The organism is Thioclava sp. GXIMD2076 (assembly GCF_037949795.1).
Classification (GTDB): Bacteria; Pseudomonadota; Alphaproteobacteria; order Rhodobacterales; family Rhodobacteraceae; genus Thioclava; species Thioclava kandeliae.
The window spans coordinates 355,934-381,239 of sequence record NZ_CP149934.1; the positions used below are offsets into that span (position 1 = coordinate 355,934).

Genomic DNA, 25,306 nt, shown 5'->3' on the forward strand with positions numbered 1-25,306 from the left:
TCCTTACCTCATGAACAGGCCGCCATTGACGTCCCAACAGGCGCCAGTGACGAATTCGGCCTCGGGGGAGGCCAGCATGGTGACCATCTTGGCAACAAACTCGGGCGAGCCGAGCCGCCCGACAGGGATGTTATGCAAAAACCCCTCCATCCGGTCCTCTGGCACGATCCCATGCACCATGGGCGTATCCATCGGACCCGGAGAGATGGCGTTGCAGGTCACGCCAAACGCCGCCAGATCACGGGCAAAGACCTTGGTGAGCGTGAGGATCGCGCCTTTCGAGGCCGCGTAATGCGCCCCTGTCGCTGTGCCGCCATTCTGGCCCGCTAGCGAGGCCATGTTGACGATGCGCCCGTAGCCGCGTTCCTTGAAATGCCGCCCGAAGGTCTGGCATCCGGCAAAGACACCACCGGCATTGGTGGCCATCACCTCGTTGAACACATGCGGATCGATCTCCAGCACCGGTTTGGCCTCGGTGCGGGCGGCATTATTGACCAACACCTCGGCCGAGCCCCAGCGCTCGATGACCTTAGTCAGCACGGTCTGGAAATCTTCCGGTTTCGACACATCAAGCGTGGCTGTTACGGCGGTTTCCCCCGCCAGATCCAGCTCCAGCGCCAGAGCGCCTGCCGCCTCCTGGTCGAGGTCGGTGATCACAACACGGAAGCCCGCCGCATGGAGCGCACGGGTGGCCACCGCGCCAAAACCGCTGGCACCGCCCGTGATCACAGCCGTCTGGATAATATCAGGCAAAGGCTTCCCCATCAGAACAGATAGCTGATCGAGGTCAGCATTCCATCGGAATTGAGCAGGCGGATCACCTTGTCGCGGATCATCAGCCCCTCATCGGTCACCTTGAGCACCCATTCGACATTGGCGGCGAAGACGCGCTGACGACCGAATTTATCCTCGACGACATGCTGCGCCGCGCGGACCTTGAGCGTGGTCTCGTCGACCTCTTCCATCACGAAGCGCGAGAGCGTGCGCACCGATTCCGCAGGCGGAGCCGCAGAAATCGAGAAGCCCCCCTGCAGCCGGCGCACGCGCATCTCGCGCATGGTGGCATCGTCATAGGCGATGTTGAGCTGGTTGGCGAAATCATCGCCCTCCTTCTCGACGGGGATCACATAGTGACCCCCTTCGGCCCAGAGACCCAGTCAACGGTCATAATCGCGGGCGTCCAGCATATCGGCCTCGGCCCAGAGATACTCGGTCACCGCTTGCAGCGTGACTGTTTGGGTTGCGGGGAGATCCTTCATTGGTCCATCACCTTTTTCCACATTTTATAGGCCGAGCGCATGCCGGTTTCGGCGGAGATATCGCCCACCGGCAGACCGTTCTCCGAGGTCTTCTCGAGGCCCAGACCACGGTTGACCATCACATCCACATCGCCCGCACCGGCCGAGCCGCGCTGCACGCGCTCCCAGACCTCGGCATCATCGGGCGAGCCGAAGCCCATCGGCCCTTGGAAATGTTCGTGCAGGCGCAGACGCATCTGGTTGGCGGCCTCGGGACCGCCCTGCATGCCAAGCGCGATATGGCGGATCTCGGTCTCATGGACCGAGACAGGGCGCAGCACGCGGAAGAACGAGAGCGAGCAGGCCACATTGGGGAAGAGGTTGAGGTTGAAGCCGCAGCCGCCCACGGCGCGCACGATCCGCTTGACCTGCGCCTCGTCGTAATCGGCACGCAGGGTCTCGGCCAGTTCCTTGAACCGCTCGGGGATCGGCGCATCGGGGTCTTGGTCCAGATCGACGAGTTCCGGCATCATCACCATGACCGAATGGCCATTGCCCAGATCCTCCACATAGCCATCGTCGTCATCCATGAAGGAGAAGGTCTCGTTGGCCTCGCCGTCGAGCGATTGCAGGAAGGATTTATGCACGATCGGGAAGTGATAGGCGTCGGTGGTGTTCTCGAGCTGGATTTTCCAGTTCATCGGCACCTTGAACTGGTGCTCGCCCAGCGTCTTCACGGGGAAGCCGCCGCCCTGTTTCATGAAGAGGCGGATCCAAGGTTTGGCATTGCCGAGGAAATCCTCGAGCGGCTCGACATCCATGTTGAAGGAGGCAAAGATCATGCCTTCGAAAATCCCGACCTTCAGCTTTTTCAGACCGTAATTCTGCTTGTCGAAATCGGTCGAATAGCCTTCGGTATAGGGGATCGCGCGCAAGCTCCCGTCAAGGCCGTAGCCCCAGCCGTGATAGGGGCACTGGAAGGAGGATGTCTTGCCCTTTTTTACCTCGCAGACGGTCGCGGCGCGGTGGCGGCAGCGGTTCACGAAGACATGGACCTCGTCCTTGCGGTCGCGCGAGATGATGACCGGCTGCGTGCCGACCCAGCTGAGTTTGAAGTTGCCCTTGCCCGGCACTTCGGAGACATGGCCGACCCAGACCCAGACACGCCCGAAGATCTTCTCCATCTCGGCATCGAAAATCGCGGGATCCTCATACATGGGCGTGGCGACGCGGTCGCCTTTCATCAGCGCGTCCGTATCCATCGGACCGGCGGGAAACGTATCGAGAGACATGGTCTATCCTTTCACTGACCGACCGCCACGGGGCGGGGTGCGGGAATTTGCATGGGCGCGGTCCAGTCGCTGACCGGGCGCGCATAGAGGTTGCGGGTCGAGAAGCGGTGCATGCGCCATGCGCCTTCCTCCTGCCGGAAATCGATCTCCAGACGAGCGGCCATCAAAAAGCTCTGCCCGTCATGGAAGGTGGGGGTCTGCGCCATGATCCAGCGCCCCGTCACGCCCTCATCCGTGTGGTGGAGCGCCTCGGAGGAAAGGAAATGCGCGTTCATCGCGAAATGCGGGGGCGTGCAGAAGGTGGCGAGCCAGCCCACGATGGCCGCCCGCCCCTGATGCGCGCCGAAATCTTTGGCGTAGCGGTCGCCCGCCCCGCCCCAGACCGCATCACGGGTAAACAGCGCCCCCAGAGCCTCGAGATCTGTCGTCTCGTCCAATCGGTCACAGAGTTCCATGTAATCCGACAGGCATTTACGGCAGGCGCTCTCGGCCTCGAGGCGCTCGAGGCGTGAGGCAAGGGCGGCGAGATCGCTCATAGGTCGGGGATCTCCAGCGCGCGGCCCATACGGGCCTCGACGGTCATGTATTTCCACAGCCGGTCATTGCCCTCGCCCACCACGATGGTGCGAAGCAGGTTGCACGCGGCCTGCACATCGGCGCGGGTCGGGAAATCGGCCATGATATACCAGGTATAGGGGAAGCCCTGCGTCGCACCGACCAGCGTCTGATCGTCGTCAAAGGTGCCGACGATCTCGACGCCTTCCATCTTGTTGATGCCCGACATCAGTTCTTGGGTCGCCTTCCATACGGGGCCGATCTGATCGAAGGGGAGCGAGAAGAAGGTCGGGTGGTTGTTGAAGCACAAAAGGGTGCGGATTTTGGGGGTATCACTCATGTCACTGTCTTTCTTCGGGAATTTTGTTTGATTACGGGAAGCCGGGAGGCGTGTGCTGGCCAAACATGGCCGCCCCCGCAGCCGTCCATGTGCCCTCGCCCATGAAGGCATGCTGGGCCACACAGGCCGCATCGACCATCATCCGGCCCAAGGGGTGGCCCTGCATCATCGCGCCCGCCCCGCCCATCACGAAGGCCTCGCGGGCGACGGCCGCCCCATCATGGGCCGCCGAGGTAGCCGCCAAGCGCAGCTTCACATGCGTCTCGGGGGTAACGGCCTCATTATGGGCCAGCTCGTCCCAGGCCTGGGCCGTGATGTCATAGAATTGCGCGCGCGCACCGGCGAGCGTGGCCTCGGCGCGGGCCAGATGGGCTTGCACATAGGGGCGCTCGCCGGGATTTGGGGCACCGGTGATCGAGGCTTTCTGTGCCGCATCCGAGCGGATGAAATCGAGCGCCTCGCGCGCGGCCCCCAGCGCCACCACCGCCAGCACCTGCGCCGCCAGCGCCATGGCCGGATAACGGAAGATCGGGTCGGTCATTTCCGAGCGCGCGCCTCGAATAAACGTCCAGTCCTCCGGCACGATAACCTTGTGGGCTACGAGATCATGGCTGCCCGTGGCCTTGAGGCCGATCGTGTGCCACGTCTCGTCGATGGTCACCTTGTCGCGCGGCATGACGGCGGTGCGCGGCAGGGGCGTGGCATCGCCTTCGACCTTGATGCCGCCGCCCAGCAAATCGGCCCCCATCGAGCCCGAGCACCAAGACCAGCGGCCACTCACCTCGATCCCGCCCGCCACACGGGTGGCTTTCTGCGGCGGGAAAAGACCGCCTGCAAAGACCGTATCGGGGTTCTCGGTGTAGATATGCGCGAAGGTCTCGGGGGGCAGCGCCGCGAGATAGGTCGAGGACACGCCGAAGCTTGCCACCCAGCCCGCCGAAGGGTCGGCCGCCGAAATAATCTCGAGAAGGTTGAGGAATTCCATCGGGCTGATCGCATCGCCACCAAAGCGCGTGGGCACGAAAGCGCGATAGATGCCGATGCGCTTGAAACCATCGACGATATCCCGTGGGATATGGCGCAGCGCGTCGAATTCGGCACGGCGAGAACGGATATCCTCGCACAGCGTGGCCAGTTCGGCGGCCTGCGCGAGTTCGGGTTCGAAACGGGTCATGAAAGCATCTCCGGCATGGAACGGGCGGCCAGGGCCCGCGACAGATGTTCGGCAATGGCGCAGAGCGTGGCCTCGGCTCCTTTGCGACCCACCAGTTGCAGACCTGCGGGCAGGCCGTCTTTCGTGGTCAGCGGAAGGGTCAGCGCCGGATGGCCGGACAGGTTGAACGGGCGCACAAGGCGGGTCAGAGGCAAAAGCGCGCGCGGATCGGTGGCGTCGGCCAAGGTTGGCGGCACGCAGGGCATGGTGGGCAGCACGAGCGCATCCACCCCCTCAAGCGCCGCATCGACCTCGCGGGTGAAGACCGCCCGCACCGTTTCTGCTTCCGCCAGCGCCTCGGGCGTCACCGAAAGCGCCGCCTGGATGCGTGCCTTCACATCCGCCCCAAGCGAGGCATCCGAGCGCGCAAGTTGCCCGAATTCGGATGCGAGTTCATAATTGATGACGGTCAGACCCGCCTCATAGGACGCCCTGAAGCTTGGCAGGGAAATCGCCGGCACGTCATAACCCACGAGCGCATCCTCGAGCGCCGCCAGAATATCGGTATCTGTCTCAACATTGATCTGCTTGAGCTTCGGGGTATCGAGTTTGACGGGTGCGAAACTGGGTAGCATCATTGCTGCCGCACGGGTCAGGGCTTCGGCACTCGCGGCAAACGGCCCGATCACGTCGAGCGAGGAACCGCGCGGAATGGCGCCGCGCCGGTCGATTGCGCCGTAGGTCGGTTTGAGCCCGTAAACGCCACAGCAACAGGCCGGTTGGCGCACCGAGCCGCCCGTATCTGTGCCAACGGCAAAATCGCAAAGCCCCGCCGCAACGGCCGAGGCCGACCCCGAGGACGAGCCACCCGGAATACGGTCGGGCCAGTTCGGGTTGAGGGCCGTGCCTGCGAAGGTGTTCACGCCTGTTACCCCGAAAGCCAGCTCGTGCATCGTGACGGTGCCGGTGATGGCCGCACCCTGCGCAAGCAGATGGGCGACGATTGCGGAATGCTCCGTCTCGGGCGGCGCATCCTTGAACCCGCGCGATCCGCAGCGCGTGGTGAGCCCCGCAATCCCGAGACATTCCTTGATCAGAACCTGCGGCGCATCCCGACCCTGATCCCCCAATGCAAGCGGGGTGGTCACGGCGTTTATCGTCTTTTTATCAGACATCTGGCGTCCCTTGGGGTTGCTATCTTCAAAAGATCTTCTGTGCCGGAGCGCCCTTTTCCGCGATGGATGCTGGAGGGGCTGGCCGGTCCGGCTGGCGAGTTAATATGTGAAGATTACCGTAAATATTACGGCTGACCATAGGGTATATCGCGGCGCGCGGTGCATTTTGCGGGAACGGGCCTGTTCCGGCACGATTCCCGAGAATATAATCCATTATCACCAGTTATTTAACATATGATGCGTGAAATTTACGCAATTTATGTCTGGGAAATCCGTTTCCGGAATCGGTCCGCCCGGCGGATGCCGAGCCTTACCCCGCTTCAGGACAATCGCTCCAAAATGCGGAAATATACTATGTTGTTTTTACTATATTTTTATTTCTGACTTCACCGCAAGCACCCTGAGTCGCCTCGGCTTTTCGTCCTGCTTCATCCCTACGCGCAAATACCCATAGCCGCAGCGCAGCAATAGTCACATTACGTGAGTTTTTATATGATAATTCATCTAAATATGCCAAAGATTCATTCTTTAGGTGAATTTTCATGCTTCTTATTTGACCAAACCGTGTTTCCGCATCCCCGCAGGCACGATGGAGGATGCACCTCATGCCGAGATCACGGCATGAGTAGGGGGGTATTGACCCCTCTGGATCGGGTGGCAAGCGCCACAAAGACCCGCAACCGGATCATCGGACGATCCCGAGGCCCCCTATCCCTTCGAATCAAAAGGCCCGCCATGTTTCTCCGCTTTCCGCCCTTCGTGACCGCAGCGCTCGGCGCTCTGATCCTGACCGCCAGCCTTCAGCCCGCCGCCGCCAAGGAGGCCAAACTGGACCTCCAATCGGCATGGACGCTGACCCTGCCCGCCTCCGGCCAGAACGCCCAGCACTTCACCGACGAGATCAACGCCATTTCCGGCGGTCAGGTCTCGGTCAAACTCTATGACGCGGGCAAGCTGGTCCCGCCGCTGCAGATTTTCGATGCCGTCCAGCAGGGTACGCTCGATATGGGATATACCTCGCCGCTCTATGTGGCGGGCCGCTTCCCTGCCGTGCAGCTGTTCGGCGGCGTGCCCTTCGGGCCGGATGCGCAGGATTATATCGGCTGGATCTACAATGGCGGCGGGCTCGAAATCTGGCGCGAGATCTATGCCAAACAGGGCGTGGTCACCGTGCCTTGTGGTGTCATGGATGCCGAAGCCGGGGGCTGGTATACCTTCCCGATCGAAAGCGTCGAAAGCCTGAAAGGCAAGAAAATCCGCTTCGCAGGTCTTGCAGGCGAAATCATGAAGAAGATGGGCGCTTCGGTTGTGCTGCTGGCGGGGGGCGATATCTATCCCAATCTCGAACGCCATGTGATCGATGGCACCGAATTCTCGATGCCCGCCATCGACGAGGCCATGGGCTTCGAGAAAGTCGCCAAATACTACTATCTGCCCGGCTGGCACCAGCCCGCCGCGATCAACGAGCTGATCATCAACAAGGCCAAATGGGACAGCATGGATGATGCCCAACGCGGGCTGATCGAGACCACCTGCCGCGAAACCAATATCTGGTCGCTGACCTCCACCGCGCAGGCCAATGCCGCAGCCGTCAAGAAATTCGAGGCCGCCGGCACCGAGATCCGCACCTTCCCGCCGGAAGTTCTGGCCGCCTTCAAACAGGCGACAGACGAGGTGATGGCCGCGCAATCCGAACAGGATCCCGACTTCGAGCGCACATGGAACTCGCTGCAGGCCTATCGGGCCTCGGTGCAGGACTGGACCGAGCATAAGGAATAAGGCCGGAGGGCGGGGTCATACCCGCCCTTCCGTCTGAAAGGTGATCCATGATCCAATTCATCGACCGTTTCTGCGCCACGATCGGCAAGATAGGCGCCTTCTTCCTGCCGCTCCTGATCGTGACGATCCTCGTCAATGTCACCCTGCGTTATGTGTTTTCCATGGGCATGATCGAGCTCGAGGAATTGCAATGGCATCTCAATGCCGTAGCCGTCCTGCTGAGCCTCGCTTGGGCCTATCAATGCGAGGATCATGTGCGGGTGGACATGTTCCATGCCAAAATGTCGCCGCGCCGCCAGGCACTGGTGGAGGTGCTCGGGCTGATCTTCCTCTTCTTTCCCTTCATCGGGCTCGTCGCATGGAATGCGTGGACGATCTTCTCCTATTCATGGGCCCTGAAGGAAGGCTCGCCCATGCCTTCGGGTCTCCCTGCGCGCTATATCATCAAGGGGATCATGGGCTTCGGGCTGAGCCTGCTGCTTTTGCAAGGCATCGGGCTTTTCCTGAAAGCCGCCACACGGCTCTTCGGCCCTAACCGGAGGGCCGCATGATGGATGCGCTTTTCATCTTCGTCTTTTTCGCCACCTTCCTGTGTATCCTGTTCTCGGGCTTCCCCGTGGCCTTCGTGCTGGGGGGAGTGGGGGTGCTCTTTGCGGCCCTCGGCACGGTGATCGCCCCGCTCGACATCGCCGATGTGGCCGAGTTGCGGATGATCGGCTTTGTGGCCAACCGCGTCTTCGATACGGTCTCGAGCTATTCCCTGATCCCGATGTCGATGTTCATCTTCATGGGCTTCATGCTGGACCGTTCGGGCATTGCCGAGCGGCTCCTCAAGTCGATGCGGGCGGCTTTGGGTCCGGCACCGGGCGGACTGGCGATTGCCGTTGTGGTGATCGGGGTGGTGCTCGCGGCCTCGACCGGCATCATCGGTGCCTCCGTGGTTTTGCTCGCCACGATCGCCGTTCCCACCATGTTCGAGGCGGGCTATTCCCGCCGCGTGAGCCTCGGCACGGTAGGGGCAACAGGATGCCTTGGCATCCTGATCCCGCCCTCGATCATGCTGGTGGTGATGGGCGACCAGCTCCGCATTCCGGTGGGGGATCTCTTTATGGGGGCAATCCTTCCGGGAGCAGCTCTGGCACTGGCTTTCGTGCTCTTTATCGTGGTTACCGCCCTTCTGGTGCCCGGGACCATGCCCAGATACCAGCGCAGCGGTGCCGCCTTGCCCGTCACGGTGCTTCTGCGCGAATTTGCGGGCGCCCTGCTCGCCCCTCTGGCACTGGTGCTCGCGGTACTGGGCTCGATCATCGCGGGCATCGCCTCGCCTACCGAGGCCTCGGGGATCGGCGCAGCAGGCGCGACACTGCTGGCCGCGATGAACCGCAAGCTCGGCTGGCAGGACTTCCGCGAGGTCTGCTACCAGAGTGCCCGCACCACCGCCTTCCTCTATATGCTGATCTTCGGGGCGGCCTGTTTCTCGGTCGTGTTGCGCGGCTATGGCGGGGATGATGTGGTGGCAGAGGCGCTGCAGGCGCTGCCGCTCGGCCCGCACGGGATGCTGGCCTTCGTCATCTTTGTGGTCTTCCTATTGGGGTTCTTCCTCGACTGGATGGAGATCGTGCTGATCGTGGCCCCGTTGGTGATGCCAGTGTTGACCGGTTTCGGCTATGATCCGGTCTGGCTCGCGATCCTTCTGGCACTGGTGCTGCAGACCTCGTTCCTGACGCCTCCCGTGGGCATGGCGCTATTCTATCTACGCTCGGCCGTGCCGGGGGCAACCATCGGCGAGATCTATCGCGGGGTCATTCCCTTCGTGCTGTTACAGTTGGCGACACTGGCGATTGTGGCCGCCTTCCCCTCATTGGTGCTTTGGTTGCCATCACTCCAGAACTAGCACCAGTTATATGTGAACGATTTTCGAGCATGCTTATTTGACTATAAGCGTGCTTTCATTACATCAGAGAATGCGCATCCATTAACTCCGAACCGTATATTTCGGTTACCTCCTTATAGAGCGCCACCCCATAGCTTACTGACATCAGGTCATATTCTTGACTGTTCACATTTAAACAATCCACGAGGCTGAAATGTGCATATTCTCTCCGCCAAGGCATCAAATTATAACATTTTCCCCATTATCTTCTTGTTCTTATTAAAGTATTTAATGAACCCCGCTTCCAGTAAGCTCTCTAGCCGCTAGTTTGCGCATACATCACGATACGGTGACTTCGACGTTGGCAATATTGCGTCAAATTGAAACATTCTGAATGAAGCAAACTGTGACGTGTGAGGCAGAAAAGGGATTCTTTTCCCGTCATCCGCGTCGCGCTTAAATGGTTCAATTTCAAACTATCTGTGCCAGTGAGGACGGTCTCAGATGGTGCGACAGTCGGATCCCCGGTCCAACGTTCCGATGCCAAGGCGCAGGCGGCCCGTGCTCTACTGTCTCCCAAAAGCGATCCGTTGCTTGGCGAAAAGGCTCCCCCGACTTCGTCCGGCGCGGTCCCCCCGATACAAAAGAGAAAAATCATGACACAGACTTCAGGCCCGCATGTCGGGCGGCGCGGGTTCATGCTGGGCACAGCAGCCATCGCCACAGCCGCGGCACTGGGCTATCCGTTCGAGAGCGTCAGCGCGGCCACCGTACTCGATCAGGCAGCTCCGGATCTCGCCACCTATCAGCCCACCTTCTTCACCAAGGACGAATTCGCGCTCCTTTGCGCCATGGTCGACCGCCTGATCCCGGGTGACGGCGATGGCGAGAAAATCGGCCCCGGCGCCCTCGAGGCCAATGTTCCCGTCTTCCTCGATATGCAGGTCGGTGGCGATTACGGTCAGGACTGGTATCTCAAGGGTCCTTTCCCCAAGAACCCCGATCCGCTGATGGGCTACCAGATGCCCTATATGCCCGCCGAGATCTACCGCAAGGGGCTCGCGATGGCCGCCAAGGCCGCACAGGACGCGCATGGCAAGGCCTTTGCCGAGCTGACCGCAGACGAGCAGGACACCTTCCTGACCGATCTGCAGAAGGACAAGATCGATTTCCTCGCACAGGGCGAGGATTACCTGACCGCTGGCAATTTCTTCAGCCAGCTGCTTTCCGATACCCGTAACGGCTATCTCGCCGATCCGATGTATGGCGGCAACAAGGGTATGGGGGCATGGATCATGATCGGCTACCCGGGCGCCCGCGCCAGCTTCCGCGAATGGGTCACCCAGCACAATGTCAAATACCCGCTGGGCCCTGTCAGCGTCAAAGGCATGCGCGCGTAAACCGCGACAACGGAAAGAAGGAGATAGCAATGGCTATTGTGAATGATGAAGTGGATGCCGTTGTCGTGGGTCTGGGCTGGAGCGGCTCGATCATGGCGATGGAACTGGCCCGTGCAGGCCTGAAAGTGCGCGCGCTCGAGCGGGGCGAGGACCAGTCGAGCGAGGACTTCGCCTATCCCAAACCCGCCGACCAATATGGCTACGACAAGCAGTATAAAATCTTTGCCAAACCGAAATCGGCAGCGGTCACGGTACGTCACACCACTGATGACAATGCACTTCCGACCCGCCAATGGGGGTCATTCTGCCCTGGCAATGGCGTAGGTGGGGCCGGTCTGCACTGGACGGCAGTGATGCTGCGTCCGACGCCCACAGACCTGAAACTGAAGACCTATGCCGATGAAACCTACGCGCCCGGCCAGCTGCAGGAAGACATGCAGGTGCAGGATTTCCCCGTGACCTGGGACGAGATGGAGAAGCATTTCGACTTCTTCGAGAAAGTCTGCGGCCAGTCCGGCACCACCGGCAACCTCAATGGCGAGATCCAGCCGGGCGGCGACCCCTTCGAGGGCCCGCGCTCGAACCCCTATCCGCTGCCGGCACTGGAAGACACGCTGAACTGCTCGATGTTCCGCGAACAGGCCACGAAGATGGGCTACCACCCCTTCTCGAACCCCTCGGCAAACGTATCGCAAGCCTGGACCAACCCCTATGGCCAGAACATCGCGCCATGCAACTATTGCGGGTTCTGCTCGAAATACCCCTGCCTGAACTATTCGAAAGCCTCGCCGCAGACGACCATTCTGGATGCGCTGAAGCTGCACAAAAACTTCGACTACAAGACCAATGCCGAAGTGGTCCGCGTCGATCTGCATGACGACAAAAAGACCGCCAAGGGCGTGACCTATGTCAACGAGAATGGCGAGGAGGTCTTCCAGCCTGCCAAGATGGTCTTCCTGTGCTCGTTCCAGTTCCAGAACGTGCGCCTGATGCTGCTGTCGGGTATCGGCCAGCCCTATAACCCGATGACGGGCGAGGGCGTCGTGGGCCGGAACTATGCCTTCCTGTCGAATGGCGGCGTGACCATGTTCTTCAAGGACAAGGAGTTCAACCCCTTCGCGACCGCCGGCGCGACCGGTGTGATGTTCAACGATGTCTCGCCGCGTCCGGGCTTCGAGGATGGCGTGAAATACGGCTTCCTGGGCGGCGCGAAGATCCACTCCTCGCAATCGAACGGCAACCCGATCGGCACCGCCCTTCCCAAGGACGTGCCCGGCTGGGGCATGGGCTGGAAACAGGGTATGCGCGACTGGTATGGCCATTCGATGAAGATCTCGATCACCACGACCTGCATGTCCTATCGCGGCAACTACATGGATCTGGATCCGACCTATACCGACCATCTGGGCAATCCGATGGCGCGGATCACCTTCGACTGGAAAGAGAACGAGCTGAAGCTGCAGCAGTATCTCAAGGAGCTATGCAACAATATCGCCCGCGAAATGGGCCCCGATATCAGCCATGACAGCTTCCTCAAGCCCGACAGCCATTACGACATGCGCCCCTATGTCTCGACCCATAATGTGGGCGGTGCGGTGATGGGCGATGATCCCAAGACCTCGGCGCTCAACAAGTATCTGCAAAGCTGGGATGTGCATAACGTCTTCGTGCCGGGCGGCAATGCCTTCCCGCAGAACTTCCAGGCAAACCCGACCGATATGATCGGCGCGCTGACCTACCACGCGGCCGAAACCATCGTAAAGGACTACATCAAGAACCCCGGCCCGCTGGTCCAGGCATAAGGAGCGTTGGATATGAAACTCGTAATGATGTCCGCTGCCCTATCGCTGGGCGCAGGGATGGCCATGGCGCAGGATGCCGATCTGGTCAAACAGGGCGCCTATGTCGCGCGGCTGGGCGATTGCATGGCCTGCCATACCGCACCGGGCGGCGCGCCCTATGCCGGTGGCCTGCCGATCAAGAGCGATCTGGGCACGATCTACGCCACTAATATCACCCCCGACAAAGAGGCCGGTATCGGCAGCTATTCGGAGGAGGATTTCGCCAAGGCCGTCCGCAAAGGTGTCACCCCCGACGGGACGCATCTCTATCCGGCGATGCCCTACCCCTCCTATGCCAAGATGACGGATGCCGATATCAAGGCGCTCTACGCCTATATCATGCAGGATGTAGAACCGGTGGCCGAGAAAGCCCCGGAAACGCATCTGGGCTTCCCGTTCAACCAGCGTTGGGGAATGGCCCTGTGGAACCTCGCCTTCAGCGAAAGCGTGGGCTTCACACCCGATCCCAAGCTCTCGGATGCCGAGAACCGCGGGAAATATATTGTCGAAGGTGCAGGCCACTGCGGCAGCTGCCATACCCCGCGCGGGATCGGCATGCAGGAGAAAGCCTATGATAACGGCAGCGACGACTATCTCGCTGGCGGCGATCTGAACGGCTGGAGCGTGCCCTCGCTGCGCGCCGACGCAGACAGTGGCATGGGTGTCGCAGGCTGGACCGATCAGGAGATCGTCGACTATCTGGCCATGGGTCGCAATGACAAGGCGGCGGTGGGCGGCGAGATGACCTCGGTCATCGAGCACAGCACGAGCCACATGACCGATGACGATCTGGCTTCGGTCGCGGCCTATCTCAAGACCATGGCGCCCTCGGGTGATCTGGTCTCGTTGAAGCCTGCAGCCGATGCCCAAGCCACGATCGACACCCTGACGGCGGCCAAGGATCTGACCAATGGCGAGCGCGTCTATATCGACAATTGCGGTGCGTGCCACTTCGTCACCGGCAAGGGCGGCAAGGACATCTTCCCCGAGCTGGATGGCGCGAGCATCGTCAACGCGCCGAGCGCGACAGGTCTTGTGCATACCATCCTCGCCGGCGCTAAAACGCCCTCGGTCGAGAAGGCGCCTTCGGTCAATCTGATGCCGGGCTTTGCCAGCCGTCTGAGCGATCAGGATGTTGCGGATCTCGCAACCTTCCTGCGCGGCGCATGGACGAACAATGCCGGCAAGGTCAGCACGTCGGATGTGGCGTCGGTCCGCGCGACCCTGGCCCAGGACTGATCCGGTCCGCCAAAGACGGGTTATCCCTGACGGGGCGCATCCATGATGCGCCCCGTTTCAGTTGATAAGCAGGGTGGAATATAAGGATAGATAGATTCACTTTCGATTAAAGGTGAATCCAATCGCCATATTCTTGCCAGCTTTTTGGCAAGGCCGTTCCTTGCGGCTCGGGCAGTTTGCATCTGTCCTCCTCGCAGCGAAGACGCCCCGGGCGCCGCGCGAGCGCGTGCAAAATGCGCGCAATTCTGGCGGTGAATCCGCGTCCCTTTCGGCCAGTACAGGTATTTCCGGCGTTGTTACGGCCGTTATCCTGAAGGATTGCGTTTATGTGCACAATTTGCGGCAGCACAGATCATATTGCCCCGCTCATCGACATGGCGGCGAGCATTACATCCGATAGTGCATCCAGCGGCAAACCCGTCTGGAGTGTTCAGCAGATCGCGACCTATCTAAGCACCGGCTATTGGGCCGACAAAGGCAGTGCCGCGCATAAATTTGCGATCACCTCTTCCGGCACCCTGACGGTCAACCTGTCGGGCCTGAGCGACACCAGCGCCGCCTATGCCCGTGCAGCCCTCGAGGCATGGACCGATGCCTCGGGTATCCGGTTCAAGGAGACGACGGCGAATGCCCAGATCACCTTTACCGATAGCAATTCCGGCGCCTATACCTCGACAAGCTATTCGGGCTCCGTGACCAGCTCGGCCAGAATCAATATAAACGAGACGTTCGCCTCCAGCGCCTACATGCTGCAGACCTATATCCACGAGATCGGTCATGCGCTGGGGCTTGGCCATTCGGGCGATTACAACGGCTCCGCAAGTTTTGCGATCGATGCCGCCTATGCCAATGATACCTGGCAATATTCGATCATGTCCTATTTCTACCAGACCCTCAGCAGCGATACCGATGCCAGTTTTGCCTATGTCGTCACGCCACAGATCGCCGATATTCTCGCGATCCAGCAGATGTATGGCACCTCCTCTTCTGTCCATAGCGGCAGTACGACCTATGGGGATAGCGGGGTCGAACTTCTGGATGCGCGCGCCCAGACTATCGTCGATGCCGGCGGCACCGATACCATCGATCTACGCTCGCGCAGCGCGGACCAGAAGATCGACCTGACCCCGGGTAGCTTCTCGGATCTTGGCGGGCGCGAGAAAAACCTCGCGATCGCGCTCAACACGACCATCGAGAATGCCTATCTCGGCAGTGGCGATGATACCATCATCGGGAATGCGGCTAGGAATATCCTGTATGGCGGTGCGGGCAATGACGAAATCTCCGGCGGTGCGGGGGCGGATTATCTTGCCGGTCAGGACGGCAATGATGCGCTCTGGGGCGGCAATGGAAATGACAGCCTCTGGGGCGGCAATAATAACGACGTGCTGATCGGAGGGGATGGCGATGACTTCCTCAACGGGCAATCGGGGAATGACACGTTGATCGCAGGCTCCGGCAGCGACACCCTGAACGGTGCCGAAGGAGACGATACGGTCGTCTACGACCTGCAGTCGGAAGATGTTTTCATCTACTATTCCGGTTCTCAGCTTCAGATCAAACATGGCAGCGACATCGATTATCTCAACGGGATCGAAACCGTCGCCTTCAATGACGGAAGCTGCGCCGTGTCCGATCTGGCAACGCTGGCCAATAAAGGCTGGATCGATGCCTCGATCATCTTGGACGGAACGGCGCTGCAGACGGCCGCGAAAACGCAAACCAGCGTGACAGATCCTACCACCACCACGAGCACGGTCGCAGCCACGACCTCGGTCGCCTCGCATATGGAGGTTGGAACCACTAGCCTTGCGCGATCGGCCAAGAATGAAGGCTGGATCACGGTCAGCTTCGCCTCAGCAATCGAGGACGCAATTGTCGTCGTCGGCCCGATCACGAGTAATGGTGGCCAGCAGGTTGTGCCCGAGATCCGCAACATCACAAGTTCGGGCTTCGAGATCCGGCTGGCGGAATGGGACTATCTCGACGGAACGCATGTGCAGGAACAGATCTCCTGGATGGCAGGGAGCGCGGGCAGCTACTATCTGGCCGACGGCACCCAGATCACCTTCGGATCGGCCGAGATCAACGGCGCAAGAAACACGACCATCACGCTTGACGGTTTCGATAGTTCCGCCACGGTGACGGCCTATGGCAGCCTCGTGGGGACGGGCGATCAGGTTCTGACCCATCGTATGGCAAATATATCGTCCGATGGTCTGCAAGTCAGGATGCAGGCAGAAGAAGCAGAAAAAGGCACGGTTTCCACCGAGATCCGGACTTTTGACTATGTGGTGATCGAGAACGGTGGCACCCTGGTCGACAATAGTGCTCTCAACCTTGCGTCGAACTGGGGGGCAATCGGAGATACGGACAGTAACGCGGTCTTCGCGGACATGCAGACCTATCGGGGCGGCGATACGACGAGCCTGAGACAGACAACAGTCAAAGACACAACCTACTTGAAACTTGTCGAAGAACAGTCCTACGACGCAGAAACCAGTCATATGAACGAAAGCGTCGCCTATACCAGCCTCGAGACCGGAAGCTATAGTCTCCTGACATCCGACCCTCAGGAATACAACACCGTTGAAAGTGCCCTCGAGGTCGGAACGCTATCCCTGAGCCGCAGCAAATCGGACGATGGCTGGGTCCATGTCAGTTTTGGCGAGACGATCGCAGATGCCGTCGTCGTGCTCGGACCGGTGACAACAAATGGCGGCCAAGCCGTCACAACAGAATTGCGAAATATCACGGATGAAGGCTTCGATGTGCGCCTTTCCGAATGGGATTATCTGGATGGAGCCCATATAGTGGAAAGCCTCTCCTGGATGGCAGGCACCGAGGGCCAGCACATGCTGTCCGATGGCACCAAGATCACACTCGGCACCCAACAGGTCACGGGCAACCAGACCGCCGCGATTTCCTATGACGGCTTCGATGGCACGCCAACCCTCATTGCCTCGGTCTCGGGAGAGGGTAGCCAGATCGTCACGGAACGGATCGTCTCGGTCGGAACCGAGAGCGCCAAACTGAGGCTCGCCGCCGAGGAATCCGATGGCGGGGTCTCCAGCACGACCACCCGCGTCGTGCAATGGGCCGCCATCGAGGAAGCGCCCGGATCCTCGGTCTCCGAGGGCTCGGCCCTGATCAGCAGCACCGCCGCCAAGATTTCCGTCGACAGCACCTTGGCGCTATTTGCGGATACACAGTCCTATCGGGGAGCGGATACGATCGTCCTGCGCAGCCAAGAGACCAATGATGGCACCAAGCTCTATTTGCAGGAAGAACAATCCAAGGATAGCGAGACAGGGCATATCTATGAAACGGTCTCCTGGATCACGATTGGCGAAGGCCGCTATGAATTGATCGATCTTGACGATGCGGCTGCCGACGAGCCCGTATTGGCTGCTGCCGGTTCGGACATGACCTCCTTCGTGGATGATCTCGTCCTGTGAATATCCGCGGATCAAGGGCGCAATTCCGCCCGGGGAGTGCCTTCTGACAAGGCAGCCCCTGCGGATCAAGGCCGTGACAAGGCTCTCTTGGCCCTCGCCATAAAAAAACACCGGCACCCCTCGAGGTGCCGGTGTTTTTGATCGTGTGGATCAGAGACCGCCGAAATGGAAGGCTTTGGTCTCGAGATATTCCTCGATCCCTTCCTGCGCGCCTTCACGGCCCAGACCCGACGCTTTCACACCGCCGAAGGGTGCTTCGGCATGGCTGACCGCACCGGTATTGAGCCCCACCAAACCGGTTTCCAGCGCCTCGCCGAAGCGGAAGGCACGGGCCATATCGGTGGTGTAGAAATAGGCCGCCAGACCGAAGGGCGTGCCATTGGCGATTGCCAGCGCCTCTTCCTCGGTCTCGAATTTGAAGACCGGAGCAACGGGACCAAAGGTCTCTTCACCCGCACATTGCATATCCAGCGTCGCCCCCACCAGCACGGTCGGATCGGCATATTGCGCCGTCAGCTCGCGTTTCTTGGTCGCGCGGGTTGCGCCCTTGGACAGCGCATCCTCGACATGGCGGTTGATCTTGTCGATCGCGGCCGCATTGATCATCGGACCGATGGTCGTATCCTCGGCAGTGCCGGGGCCGACCTTCAGCGCATCGACCTTCTCCGCGAGCTTGGCAACAAAGGCGTCATGGATCCCCGATTGCACCAGCAGACGGTTGGCACAGACGCAGGTCTGGCCACCATTGCGGAATTTCGACGCCATCGCGCCTTCCACAGCCGCATCCAGATCGGCATCATCGAACACGATGAAGGGCGCGTTACCGCCCAGTTCCAGCGACATCTTCTTCAGCGTCGGCGCGCATTGTTCGGCCAGAAGTGCGCCCACACGGGTCGAGCCGGTGAAGGACAGCTTACGCACAACAGGGCTTGCGGTCAGCGCGCCGCCAATGGCCTCGGGTCGACCGGTCAGGCAGTTGAGCACACCTTTGGGGATGCCCGCACGCTCGCCCAGCAGGCACAGCGCCAGCGCCGAATAGGGTGTGAAATCAGAAGGTTTGATGACCATCGTGCAGCCTGCCGCCAGACCCGGTGCCACCTTGCGGGTAATCATCGCGGTCGGGAAGTTCCACGGCGTGATGATCGCACAGACACCCACCGGCTCTTTCATCGCGAAGATTTTCTTGCCCTTCACGGGGCTCGGGATGATCGAACCGTTGATGCGGCGGGCCTCTTCGGCAAACCAGCGGATAAAGGAGGCCCCATAGACGATCTCGCCCTTGGCCTCGGCCAGCGGCTTGCCCTGTTCGGCGGTCAGGATCAGCGCCAGATCATCGGCATTCTCCAGCATCAGATCATACCACGCCATCAGGATATCGGCGCGCTCGGCATGGGTCTTGGCCTTCCACGACTTCATCGCCTCGGCTGCGGCGGCAATCGCCTCCTCGGTCTCGGCGGCGGTATTGTCGGGCATATGGCCCAGAACGTCGCCGGTCGCGGGGTTCACGACGGGCATATCTGCCCGCGCGCGCCACTCGCCATTGATCAGCGCCGCCTCGATGAAGAGGGCGGGGTCGCGCAGCTGGGCGCGCAGGTCGAAGGTTTCATGCACGGTCATATCAGGCCTCCAATGCGGCTTTCACGGCCGCGGTGATTTCATCGGTCGAGCTGGCGCCCGGACGGGTGCCGATGCCCTTGGCAGTGGCGGCCTCGATGGCCGACAGAATTGCGGTTGCGGCGGTTTTCTCGCCCAGATGGTCAAGCATCATAGCGCCCGACCAGATCGCGGCAATCGGATTGGCGATGTTTTTACCGGCAATATCGGGGGCCGAGCCATGCACCGGCTCGAACATCGAGGGCACCGACGGATCGGGGCAGATATTGGCCGAGGCCGCAAAGCCAAGCCCGCCCTGAATGGCCGCACCCAGATCGGTGAGGATATCGCCAAAGAGGTTCGAGGCCACGATCACATCCAGATCCTGCGGCGCCATCACCATCTTGGCGGCCATCGCATCGATATGCATATGGCTGACGGTCACATCGGGATATTCAGCGGCGATCTTGTCGGTCATCTCGTCCCAGAACACCATCGAGTATTTCTGGGCATTGGATTTGGTGACAGAGGTCAGATGCTTGCGCCGGGCCCGCGCCTGCTCGAAACCGAAACGAAGGATACGTTCGACGCCCTTGCGGGTGAAGATCGCAACCTCGGTCGCCACCTCGTTATCCTGCCCCTGATGCACGCGGCCACCGGCACCCGAATATTCCCCTTCGGTATTCTCGCGGATGCACAGGATATCGAAGCCTTCGGCCTTCAGCGGGCCCTCGACGCCCGGCAACAGACGGTGCGGGCGGATATTGGCATATTGGGTGAAGGCCTTGCGGATCGGCAGCAGAAGCCCGTGCAGCGACACCGAATCCGGCACCGTTTTCGGCCAGCCCACGGCACCCAGATAGATCGCATCGAAGGGGCGCAGCTGCTCGATCCCGTTCTCGGGCATCATTTTGCCGGTTTCCACATAATATTCGCAGGACCACGGGAAGGTGGTGGGCGCGAGAGCGAAGCCGAATTTGGCCGCCGCCACATCCAGCACCTCCATCGTGGCATCCGTTACATCGACACCGATCCCGTCACCGGGGATGAGGGCAAGCGTATAGGTCTTCATCGTCACTCCTTTGGTCGATCACAGATCGATCAGCACAGATTTCGTGCGCCGGTTGGCGCGGTAGGCCTCGCGGCCCAAGTCCTTGCCGAGCCCCGAGGCTTTCCAGCCCCCCGTCGGCAGAATGTGATCGCGCGAGCGGCCATAGCGGTTGATCCAGACGGTCCCCGCCTCGAGCCGCCCGCCCAGACGCAGCGCGCGGCTGAGGTCGCGCGTAAACAGCCCCGCGCAAAGACCATAGGTGTCATGGGCGGCCTGCGCCATGGCGTCTTCCTCGCTCTCAAACGTCTGGAAGGTCGCCACGGGGCCGAAGATTTCCTCGGTCACGGCGGGGTTGGTCTCGTCCACGCCCCCAATGATGGTTGGCTGATAGAAGCTGCCCTCGCGGTCAAACGCCGCGCCGCCACAGAGGATCTCGCCGCCCTGTGCGCGAGCCGCCTGCACGATGGAATCGATCCGCCCCATCTGACGGGCCGAGATGATAGGCGAGAAGCCCACACTGCCCGCATGGGTCACGTCGGGAACCTGCTTGGCGAACTCCACCATCAGCTTGGCGGCCAGCTCATCAGCCACCGATGCCGCCACAAGGATGCGCGAGCCCGCCACACAGAATTGCCCCGCATTGGGCAGAATACCCCGCGCCAGACATTCGGCGGCCTTATCCAGATCGGCATCGGCAAAGACCAGCATCGGGCTTTTGCCGCCCAGCTCCAGCGTCATCGGCTTGATGCCATGGCGCGCGATATTTTCCATGATCGCGGCGCCTGCGCGGGTCGAGCCGGTGAAAGACACCTTGTCGATGCCCGGATGGCCGGTAATCGCATTGCCGGTAGTCGGACCATCGCCCAGCACCACATTGATGAGCCCCGCAGGAATGCCCGCACGCACCGAGAGTTCCGCCATATAAAGCGTGGTATAGGGCGTCATTTCGGAGGGTTTGATCACTACGGCATTTCCCGCCGCAAGCGCGGGGCCAAGCTTCCAGCCCGCCATGGAAATCGGGAAGTTCCAGGGCGTCACGGCCCCGATTACCCCATAGGGATGATCCGAGATATAGCCAAACTGGCTGTCAGACGTCGGCACCAGATCGCCGCATTCCTTATCGGCAAATTCGGCAAAAAAGCGGATCTGCTCGGCGGTCACCATCACATCGCCCGCGAGCGCCTGCGCATAAGGGCGCGAGGAACAGATCGCTTCAAGCTGTGCCAGATAGGGCGCCTCGGCCTCAATGAGATCCGCCCATTTATGCAACGCCTTGGCACGGTCGCGGGGCGCAATCCCGCCCCAGTTCGACAGTTTCAGCGCCTGACGCGCCGCCCTGACAGCACGATCCACCATCTGCGCATCCGCACAGGCAATCGCACCGATACGTTGGCCGGTCGAGGGAGAGATGACCTCGATCGCCTCGGGGGCCGCAACATATTGCCCGCCGATGAAATGGCCCGAAGGGAGGGCAACGGTGGAAGGGTCGAATGCGAAACTCATACTATCCTCGTCTTTCTTCGCCCCAGCCTAAGCGGGACTGGCGCATCAATTCTGATTAAAACGGCCCTCTTCGCAGCATTTTCCACTGCGCGGGCCGCTTTGCGGCAGATTATGCCGCGTCAGAATTTTGAAACCTTGCCCCATTGGCTCTCGTTAAAGCGGGAGAGCCTGTATTGTGCGATCTCGGTGATCGGCGTCCGTCCCAGAAGCATGTCGGCCACCAGATGCCCGACCCCTGGCCCGATACCGAACCCGTGGCCCGACAGCCCTGCGGCCAGCGTCAGACCGGGCAGGCCGGTCTCGGTGTCGATGACGGGCACACCATCGGGGGTAGAATCGATGAAACCCGCCCATGTTGCCTGAACCGGCAGCGCTTTCAGCGCGGGTAGCAGCGCACGGGCGCGGCTCAGCGTCATATCGATCAGTCCCTTTGCGGGCGTCGGATCCAGAACCCGCATCCGCTCCATCGGCGTGATCCGGTCGAGCGCCCAGATCTTGCGGGTCTCGAACCCTGCCTTCCATGCCTGCAACCCGCCCGGGCCGAGGCTTTTCCAGCGCTTGGTGAACATCGGCAGGAAATGTTTCGCTTGAACGATCATTCCGGGCGTGGGGTCCACGGCGGCCTTGCCCGAGATGGCAAGCGTATAGGCGCCGTCGCCGCGCCGCGTCACCGATACGGCGGCGGTATGGAGCGCATCGGGCAGCCCCTCGGCCCCCGGCGCAACGGAAAGGATTGAACTGCGCACCGAGGCCTGCGGGAAGGCCAGCCCGTATTGATGCAGGAAGCTTGACGCCCAAGCGCCGCCCGCCATCACCACCTGCGCGGTCCGTATGGTACCACGTTCGGTCACGACGCCGCTGACCCGGCCGGCACTGGTTTCCAGCCCTCGCGCGGCGCAGTTCTGCAAGACGACCCCGCCATGTTTGATCACGCCCTTGGCAATCATCGGCGCCGCGCGCGAGGGATCGGCGGTCCCGTCACTGGGTGACCAGACCCCGCCTGCCCAAGTCTGGCCGGTTGCAGCGCCCCGTTCGGCCGCTTCCGCCGCCGTCAGCATCCGTGTATCGACCCCTTCGCCACGAGCGAAACGACCCCACTTGGCCCAGCCCTCGATCTCGGCCTGATCTTTGGAGAGATACAGAAGCCCGCAGCGCCGGAACCCCATATCCTCGCCAATGTCGACAGTCATCTCCTCCCATAGTTCCAGAGACTTCGTCGAAAGCGGCAACTCGCGCGCATCACGGTTTTGCTGGCGACACCAGCCCCAGTTGCGGCTCGATTGCTCGGCCCCGATCCGGCCCTTCTCCAACAGCACGACTTTCTGGCCCGCGCGCGCCAGCCAATAGGCCGCACTCACCCCCGCGATCCCTGCCCCGATCACCACGCAATCGGCATGGGTCGGCAGATCGGCGGGGGTATCGAATGTGAAAAGCGGTGCGGGCATGGGGGTCTCCTCGATCGTTGGCCCCACGCTACACGTCACCCCGCAGCCACATCTGCCAAATCTCAACCATTTGTGGCATATCATGTTGTATACCGGATGCCGCATGCCCTTCCTTGCGCGGAAAAATCCGCTATGACTAGGGCAGGTAAAGGCGCAGGAACGAATATGAGCACGGCTTATAAACTGGACAGGATCGATCTGAAGATTCTGGCGGAGCTGCAGCGCAATGGCCGGATCACCAATGTGGAACTGGCAGATCTCGTGGCACTTTCGCCCTCGCCATGCCTGATGCGGGTGAAAAAGCTCCAGCAAGCGGGCTATATCAGCGGATATGCCGCCCAGATCGATATGACAAAGCTCGGTGAGACGCTCACCGTCTTTACGGAATTCACCCTGAAAAACCACCGCCAGATCGATTTCGCCCGATTTCAGGAGGCGCTCGAGAAGGTCGATAGCTGTGTCGAATGCCATCTGGTCTCGGGCGGATACGATTATCTGGCGAAATTCGTCACCGCCTCGATCGGCGATTACCAGACCATCCTTGAGGGGTTGGTGGACCGCGATATCGGGATCGACAAATATTTCAGTTTCGTGGTGATGAAGACGCCCTTCGTCAAAACCCAGATCCCGCTGACGCGGATCTTCGCTGACAGGCTATGAAAAAGCCCCGCCAAGAGCGGGGCTTTTTGTTCAACGATTGGCGAATTTGGCGATGAGCTCGGGATCCTGTTCCAGCGAATTGAGCCAGTTGGTATCGAGCTGCGGCACCGAGGAGATCAGGAGCCGCGAATAGGGATGCGTCGCCTCCGCGCTCATCTTGGCGGCAGGCAGCGCCTCGACCACCTCGCCCTTATACATCACCAGAACCTCGTCGCAGATGGCCTCCACCGTCGAGAGGTCATGGCTGATGAACATATAGCTCAGCTCCAGCTCGCGCTGCAGCTCCTTGAGGAGTTCGATGATCGCCGCAGCCACCACCGTATCGAGCGCCGAGGTGATCTCGTCGCACAGGATCAGCTCGGGCTCGGCGGCCAGTGCACGCGCCAGATTGATCCGCTGTTTCTGCCCGCCCGACAGCTCGCCCGGAAGACGGTGACGCAGCGCCGCAGGCAGCCGCACCATATCCAGAAGCTCGATCACCCGCTTCTCGCGCGCCGCTCCGCGCATGCCGTGATAGAAGGTCAGCGGACGGCCAAGGATATTGCCGATCGATTGCGCCGGGTTGAGTGCGGTATCGGCCAGCTGGAATACGATCTGAGCGCGGCGCAGCTGCTCCTTCGAGCGTTTGGACAGATCCCCCGGCATTTCCTGCCCGTCCACCAGAGTGTAGCCGCGATAGGGCGGCAGGATCCCTGCCACAGCGCGCGCGAGCGTCGATTTGCCCGAGCCGGATTCCCCGATCACCCCCAGATTGCGCCCGCGATCCAGCGTGAAATTCACGTTTTTCAGGATCTTGGCCGCAGGAACCCCGTCGCGCAGCGTGCCATAGCCTGCACAGAGATCGCGCACTTCAAGGATCGGCGTATGTTTGGCACGATCCGGCACACCCGAAGGCTCATGAACCACCGGCTCGAACGCCGAGAGAAGTTCCTTGGTATAGGGATGGGCGGGCTGATGCAGGATCTGCTCGCAGGTGCCCTCTTCCTGAATCTCGCCGCCCTTGAGCACGATGATCCGGTCCGCGATCTGGGCCACGACGGCCAGATCATGGCTGACATAGACGCCCGCCGCACCCACCTCGGCCATTGCGCGCTTGAACGCGCGCAGAACCTCGATCTGGGTGGTCACATCAAGAGCGGTGGTGGGCTCGTCGAAGATCACCAGCTTGGGGCTTCCGATCAGGGCCATTGCCGCTGCGAGGCGTTGCAACTGTCCACCGGAGACCTGATGGGGATAGCGCTGACCGATCGTATCGGCATTGGGCAGCGCCAGCGCGTGGAAGAGGCTCACGGCCTTCTTCTCGGCCTCCTCGCGCGACATGAGGCCATGGATGGTCGAAATCTCGACAACCTGATCCATGATCCGTTGGCTGGGGTTGAAGGCCGCCGCCGCCGATTGCGGCACATAGGAAACTTCGGTGCCGCGGATCGTGGCGCGTTGTTTCTCCGACAGGGCGGTAACCATATGCCGGTCGAGCCGGATATCGCCGCCGGTGATCTTGCAGCCGGTGCGGGTATGGCCCATCAGCGACAGCGCGATGGTAGTCTTGCCCGAGCCCGACTCGCCGATCAACGAGACCATCTCACCCGGCGCGATATCGAAACTCACGCCCTTGATGATCTCGATCTTGCGGCCCGCATCCGTGGTGGCGCCGATCCGCAGATCACGCACCGATACAAGCGCCTTGGTGTCTTGTGCGAAATCCTTCATG

Annotated in this window: 20 protein-coding genes; 8 read left to right on the top strand and 12 right to left on the bottom strand. The window is 60.9% G+C overall.

What is annotated here, in order from left to right:
• Positions 1-3 precede the first annotated feature (3 nt).
• The 7 genes from WDB91_RS18665 to WDB91_RS18695 form a co-directional block, all read right to left on the bottom strand.
• Complete coding sequence (locus WDB91_RS18665; RefSeq protein WP_339115172.1) at positions 4-765, bottom strand: SDR family NAD(P)-dependent oxidoreductase; 762 nt, start codon at positions 763-765, stop codon at positions 4-6.
• The gene (locus tag WDB91_RS18670) at positions 765-1,157 is read right to left on the bottom strand and encodes an aromatic-ring-hydroxylating dioxygenase subunit beta (RefSeq protein WP_339115614.1); all 393 of its coding nucleotides are present in this window, start codon (positions 1,155-1,157) and stop codon (positions 765-767) included. The genes WDB91_RS18665 and WDB91_RS18670 overlap by 1 nt, the downstream gene beginning before the upstream one ends.
• Positions 1,158-1,255: 98 nt before the next feature.
• On the bottom strand, positions 1,256-2,530 hold the full coding sequence (locus tag WDB91_RS18675; protein WP_339115173.1) for an aromatic ring-hydroxylating dioxygenase subunit alpha: 1,275 nt from the start codon (positions 2,528-2,530) through the stop codon (positions 1,256-1,258).
• A gap of 11 nt (positions 2,531-2,541) precedes the next feature.
• Positions 2,542-3,066: a nuclear transport factor 2 family protein gene (locus WDB91_RS18680; RefSeq protein WP_339115174.1), complete on the bottom strand. Its 525-nt coding sequence runs from the start codon at positions 3,064-3,066 to the stop codon at positions 2,542-2,544.
• Positions 3,063-3,425 carry a hypothetical protein gene (locus WDB91_RS18685; RefSeq protein WP_339115175.1) on the bottom strand — a complete coding sequence of 121 codons (363 nt, stop codon included), beginning with the start codon at positions 3,423-3,425 and terminating at the stop codon, positions 3,063-3,065. The genes WDB91_RS18680 and WDB91_RS18685 overlap by 4 nt, the downstream gene beginning before the upstream one ends.
• 31 nt (positions 3,426-3,456) lie before the next feature.
• Positions 3,457-4,599 (bottom strand): acyl-CoA dehydrogenase family protein, encoded by a 1,143-nt coding sequence (locus tag WDB91_RS18690; RefSeq protein ID WP_339115176.1) that lies wholly within the window; start codon positions 4,597-4,599, stop codon positions 3,457-3,459.
• Positions 4,596-5,753, bottom strand: a complete 1,158-nt coding sequence (locus WDB91_RS18695) for an amidase (RefSeq protein ID WP_339115177.1) — start codon at positions 5,751-5,753, stop codon at positions 4,596-4,598. Before WDB91_RS18695 ends, WDB91_RS18690 begins: the two co-directional genes overlap by 4 nt.
• A 735-nt stretch (positions 5,754-6,488) precedes the next feature.
• On the opposite strand from WDB91_RS18695, the gene WDB91_RS18700 reads away from it, so the two are divergent.
• The 7 genes from WDB91_RS18700 (at position 6,489) to WDB91_RS18730 (ending at position 17,343) form a co-directional block, all read left to right on the top strand.
• On the top strand, positions 6,489-7,532 hold the full coding sequence (locus WDB91_RS18700) for a TRAP transporter substrate-binding protein (protein ID WP_339115178.1): 1,044 nt from the start codon (positions 6,489-6,491) through the stop codon (positions 7,530-7,532).
• 47 nt (positions 7,533-7,579) lie between these two features.
• Positions 7,580-8,083, top strand: a complete 504-nt coding sequence (locus tag WDB91_RS18705; protein WP_339115179.1) for a TRAP transporter small permease subunit — start codon at positions 7,580-7,582, stop codon at positions 8,081-8,083.
• Complete coding sequence (locus WDB91_RS18710; RefSeq protein WP_339115615.1) at positions 8,083-9,426, top strand: TRAP transporter large permease subunit; 1,344 nt, start codon at positions 8,083-8,085, stop codon at positions 9,424-9,426. Before WDB91_RS18705 ends, WDB91_RS18710 begins: the two co-directional genes overlap by 1 nt.
• Positions 9,427-10,061: 635 nt before the next feature.
• The gene (locus WDB91_RS18715; RefSeq protein ID WP_339115180.1) at positions 10,062-10,805 is read left to right on the top strand and encodes a gluconate 2-dehydrogenase subunit 3 family protein; all 744 of its coding nucleotides are present in this window, start codon (positions 10,062-10,064) and stop codon (positions 10,803-10,805) included.
• Between the two features lie 29 nt (positions 10,806-10,834).
• A complete protein-coding gene (locus WDB91_RS18720; RefSeq protein WP_339115181.1) occupies positions 10,835-12,607 on the top strand; it encodes a GMC family oxidoreductase in 1,773 nt (590 codons plus the stop codon).
• 12 nt (positions 12,608-12,619) lie between these two features.
• On the top strand, positions 12,620-13,885 hold the full coding sequence (locus WDB91_RS18725) for a cytochrome c (protein WP_339115182.1): 1,266 nt from the start codon (positions 12,620-12,622) through the stop codon (positions 13,883-13,885).
• A gap of 326 nt (positions 13,886-14,211) precedes the next feature.
• On the top strand, positions 14,212-17,343 hold the full coding sequence (locus WDB91_RS18730) for a M10 family metallopeptidase C-terminal domain-containing protein (protein ID WP_339115183.1): 3,132 nt from the start codon (positions 14,212-14,214) through the stop codon (positions 17,341-17,343).
• A 150-nt stretch (positions 17,344-17,493) separates the two neighbouring features.
• Here the strand turns inward: WDB91_RS18730 and WDB91_RS18735 are convergent, their stop codons facing one another.
• The 4 genes from WDB91_RS18735 to WDB91_RS18750 all read right to left on the bottom strand — a co-directional run bounded on the left by WDB91_RS18735 (position 17,494) and on the right by WDB91_RS18750 (position 22,935).
• Entirely contained in the window at positions 17,494-18,960 is a 1,467-nt protein-coding gene (locus tag WDB91_RS18735) for an NAD-dependent succinate-semialdehyde dehydrogenase (protein ID WP_339115184.1), read from the bottom strand.
• 1 nt (position 18,961) lies between these two features.
• Positions 18,962-20,008: a tartrate dehydrogenase gene (locus WDB91_RS18740; RefSeq protein ID WP_339115185.1), complete on the bottom strand. Its 1,047-nt coding sequence runs from the start codon at positions 20,006-20,008 to the stop codon at positions 18,962-18,964.
• Positions 20,009-20,026: 18 nt separating this feature from the next.
• Entirely contained in the window at positions 20,027-21,490 is a 1,464-nt protein-coding gene (locus WDB91_RS18745) for an aldehyde dehydrogenase family protein (RefSeq protein ID WP_339115186.1), read from the bottom strand.
• A gap of 119 nt (positions 21,491-21,609) precedes the next feature.
• The gene (locus tag WDB91_RS18750) at positions 21,610-22,935 is read right to left on the bottom strand and encodes an FAD-binding oxidoreductase (protein ID WP_339115187.1); all 1,326 of its coding nucleotides are present in this window, start codon (positions 22,933-22,935) and stop codon (positions 21,610-21,612) included.
• Positions 22,936-23,100: 165 nt separating this feature from the next.
• Here WDB91_RS18750 and WDB91_RS18755 point away from each other — a divergent pair, with 165 nt between their 5' ends.
• Positions 23,101-23,595, top strand: a complete 495-nt coding sequence (locus WDB91_RS18755) for an Lrp/AsnC family transcriptional regulator (RefSeq protein WP_339115188.1) — start codon at positions 23,101-23,103, stop codon at positions 23,593-23,595.
• Between the two features lie 30 nt (positions 23,596-23,625).
• Here the strand turns inward: WDB91_RS18755 and WDB91_RS18760 are convergent, their stop codons facing one another.
• Positions 23,626-25,305 carry an ABC transporter ATP-binding protein gene (locus WDB91_RS18760; protein ID WP_339115189.1) on the bottom strand — a complete coding sequence of 560 codons (1,680 nt, stop codon included), beginning with the start codon at positions 25,303-25,305 and terminating at the stop codon, positions 23,626-23,628.
• Position 25,306 lies beyond the last annotated feature (1 nt).

Bases quoted from the DNA above. Each gene is read 5' to 3' on its own strand.
- WDB91_RS18725 (WP_339115182.1), top strand. From the start codon at position 12,620: ATGAAACTCGTAATGATGTCCGCTGCCCTATCGCTGGGCGCAGGGATG.
- WDB91_RS18740 (WP_339115185.1), bottom strand. From the start codon at position 20,008: ATGAAGACCTATACGCTTGCCCTCATCCCCGGTGACGGGATCGGTGTC.
- WDB91_RS18665 (WP_339115172.1), bottom strand. From the start codon at position 765: ATGGGGAAGCCTTTGCCTGATATTATCCAGACGGCTGTGATCACGGGC.
- WDB91_RS18730 (WP_339115183.1), top strand. From the start codon at position 14,212: ATGTGCACAATTTGCGGCAGCACAGATCATATTGCCCCGCTCATCGAC.
- WDB91_RS18710 (WP_339115615.1), top strand. From the start codon at position 8,083: ATGGATGCGCTTTTCATCTTCGTCTTTTTCGCCACCTTCCTGTGTATC.
- WDB91_RS18720 (WP_339115181.1), top strand. From the start codon at position 10,835: ATGGCTATTGTGAATGATGAAGTGGATGCCGTTGTCGTGGGTCTGGGC.
- WDB91_RS18760 (WP_339115189.1), bottom strand. From the start codon at position 25,305: ATGAAGGATTTCGCACAAGACACCAAGGCGCTTGTATCGGTGCGTGAT.
- WDB91_RS18745 (WP_339115186.1), bottom strand. From the start codon at position 21,490: ATGAGTTTCGCATTCGACCCTTCCACCGTTGCCCTCCCTTCGGGCCAT.
- WDB91_RS18705 (WP_339115179.1), top strand. From the start codon at position 7,580: ATGATCCAATTCATCGACCGTTTCTGCGCCACGATCGGCAAGATAGGC.
- WDB91_RS18755 (WP_339115188.1), top strand. From the start codon at position 23,101: ATGAGCACGGCTTATAAACTGGACAGGATCGATCTGAAGATTCTGGCG.
- WDB91_RS18685 (WP_339115175.1), bottom strand. From the start codon at position 3,425: ATGAGTGATACCCCCAAAATCCGCACCCTTTTGTGCTTCAACAACCAC.
- WDB91_RS18690 (WP_339115176.1), bottom strand. From the start codon at position 4,599: ATGACCCGTTTCGAACCCGAACTCGCGCAGGCCGCCGAACTGGCCACG.
- WDB91_RS18750 (WP_339115187.1), bottom strand. From the start codon at position 22,935: ATGCCCGCACCGCTTTTCACATTCGATACCCCCGCCGATCTGCCGACC.
- WDB91_RS18680 (WP_339115174.1), bottom strand. From the start codon at position 3,066: ATGAGCGATCTCGCCGCCCTTGCCTCACGCCTCGAGCGCCTCGAGGCC.
- WDB91_RS18695 (WP_339115177.1), bottom strand. From the start codon at position 5,753: ATGTCTGATAAAAAGACGATAAACGCCGTGACCACCCCGCTTGCATTG.
- WDB91_RS18700 (WP_339115178.1), top strand. From the start codon at position 6,489: ATGTTTCTCCGCTTTCCGCCCTTCGTGACCGCAGCGCTCGGCGCTCTG.
- WDB91_RS18735 (WP_339115184.1), bottom strand. From the start codon at position 18,960: ATGACCGTGCATGAAACCTTCGACCTGCGCGCCCAGCTGCGCGACCCC.
- WDB91_RS18675 (WP_339115173.1), bottom strand. From the start codon at position 2,530: ATGTCTCTCGATACGTTTCCCGCCGGTCCGATGGATACGGACGCGCTG.
- WDB91_RS18715 (WP_339115180.1), top strand. From the start codon at position 10,062: ATGACACAGACTTCAGGCCCGCATGTCGGGCGGCGCGGGTTCATGCTG.